Here is a 1,978-nt window from a genome sequence, read left to right as displayed (position 1 = left end):
GAATGGGTTGGGCCTGAGAGGCGCCGGCCTTGGCGGATCAAATCCACCACACGCATCCTACCATTACCCGCCGCGCCGATAATTCCGTGATCGCGCCAGTATCATCAAGTCGCCCGGTCTGTTCGCACGTTCGGCGAACGCTCAACAACACGACTTGACGGGCTGTGTCTGGCGTCTGAAAAGGGCTGGCCTGCGGACGTGGCGGAATTGGTAGACGCAAGGGACTTAAAATCCCTCGATCTCTGATCGTACGGGTTCGATTCCCGTCGTCCGCACCACCCTTCGCTCTTCGAGCTTCGGGTGGCGGGCCACCTGAAGCTCGTTAGTGCATGCCGCCCAAAAGTGAACTCGGTTTTGGGAGGACGACATGCACAAAAAAAAGCGTCCTCCGAAGCCTTGGCGAAGGAGGACCGGTTCGAATTTCATCCGTTCAGGCGCACCAATTTCACCGGCTACAGCTTGTCGGCATCTCTACGCCTCGAACACCTTCTCAGTGAACCATTCCGCCAACCTGGCAAGCTCCGGCCCCAGCACGCGATCGGCGCCGACAGGCGGCACGATAGCTCTGATTTGATCGACGAAGGAGCGCAGTGCCGGCGGCGGCGTCCGTTCGGTGACGTGCAGCGCCTGCGAGGCGATCATCGCCAGCATCGCCATGGCCGCGTCGACGCAGCGGCCGGCGGTCGCTTCCTTGGTCCATGCGAAGAATGCCGTCGTGGCGACGTCGTCCTGCCCCGCGCCCGCTGATTCCGTGCCCGGCATGAAGGTACGTTGCGCTGCCAGCTTGGCCTGTTCGAGATAGCCGGTGATTGCCATCGGTACGTAGCCGACATTGCCATGGCCATCGCTGTCGGCCGAGTGACGTCCGGTCATCAGCAGATCCGGCAGCAGCGACACCTTGCCGTTCAGAAGCTTCGAGGCGTGGCGGTCGCAGAGCAGGCAGATATCGGCCCATATCGCCGCCAGATCGTCCAACGCCGGCGTCGCCATGGCGTTGTGATAGCCGCCGGTCGAGATGCAGCGGCCGAGCGGATGTGCATCGTCGGGCGGGATGTAGACCGGATTGTCCGATATAGAGGCCAGCGACACATTGGCCGCCCGCTCGGCCGACGACAACGCACGATGCGCCTGGCCGAGGACGCGCGGCACGATGCGGTAGCTGACCGGCGCCTGATAGTTGCGCCGCCCGTCGCCGGCGCCAACCAGAAATTCCCGCAAACCCTGCAGGGCCGCGGCCTCATGCTCATCGCCCCAGAGCGTGTCGAGGGCGGCGTCATAGTGTTCGAGGGGGGCACGAAACGCCTCGATCGACAGCGCGAACACCTGGTGCGCCATGCGGATCCGGCGGCGCGCCGCGAGCGCTGCGTCTGCCACCAGAGCGGCAGCGCAAGGCGAGCCGTTGATGAGCGAACCCCGTTCCTTGACCTCGAGGTCGAAACGCGTCGAAAGTTCTGCAAACAAGGGGTAGAGCGCCAGGATCTCACCGGCGCCGCCCTGGCCGGAGGCCGGCACGACAGGCATCGGCTCCCCGTCGAGCATTGCGGCCACGGCTAGCGCGATGCGCGGCGTTGTGGCGGCGTTGCCCTCGATGAAATTCGTCAGACGGGCAAGCACGATCGCCCTGACCACGCGATCCGGCAAGGGATCGCCGAACGAGGTGGCGGCGGCAAACGCCTTGATGCGCGCATGGCGATCACGCTCGTCAGGTTCGAGCTTTCGGCTTGCCAATTCCCCCATGGCGGTTGTGACGCCATAGATGACCGGTGGCGGATCGGATTCGATCAGCCTGAGAAACGAGGCGCGGCATTCGGCGATGCGCTGCAAGGCCTTCTCGCCGATCGCCACCGTGTCCTTCTTCCAGGCGACGCGGAAAACAGTGTCGAGGTTGATGTCGTCACGCTTCGACAGGCTAACTGGCATGCTTCACACCACTGGAAATAAGGGACTTAGTAGAGTGGTTCCTCGAATAGCGTCTTGT

At 63.5% G+C, this 1,978-nt stretch carries 1 protein-coding gene and 1 tRNA gene; one reads left to right on the top strand and one right to left on the bottom strand.

From position 1 onward, the window contains the following. The first annotated feature begins 192 nt into the window (after nucleotides 1–192). A tRNA-Leu gene (locus EN939_RS32025) sits at nucleotides 193–278 on the top strand. Between the two features lie 193 nt (nucleotides 279–471). Here EN939_RS32025 and EN939_RS32020 read toward each other — a convergent pair. Continuing rightward, a complete protein-coding gene (locus EN939_RS32020) occupies nucleotides 472–1,920 on the bottom strand; it encodes an aromatic amino acid lyase (RefSeq protein ID WP_127271568.1) in 1,449 nt (482 codons plus the stop codon). Nucleotides 1,921–1,978 lie beyond the last annotated feature (58 nt).

The sequence above is a fragment of the Mesorhizobium sp. M7A.F.Ca.CA.002.05.1.1 genome (assembly GCF_003998335.1).
In the GTDB taxonomy this organism is placed as follows: Bacteria; Pseudomonadota; Alphaproteobacteria; order Rhizobiales; family Rhizobiaceae; genus Mesorhizobium.
Note: the sequence above shows the minus strand (reverse complement) of the source record. Positions and strands in the feature narration are given on the sequence as shown.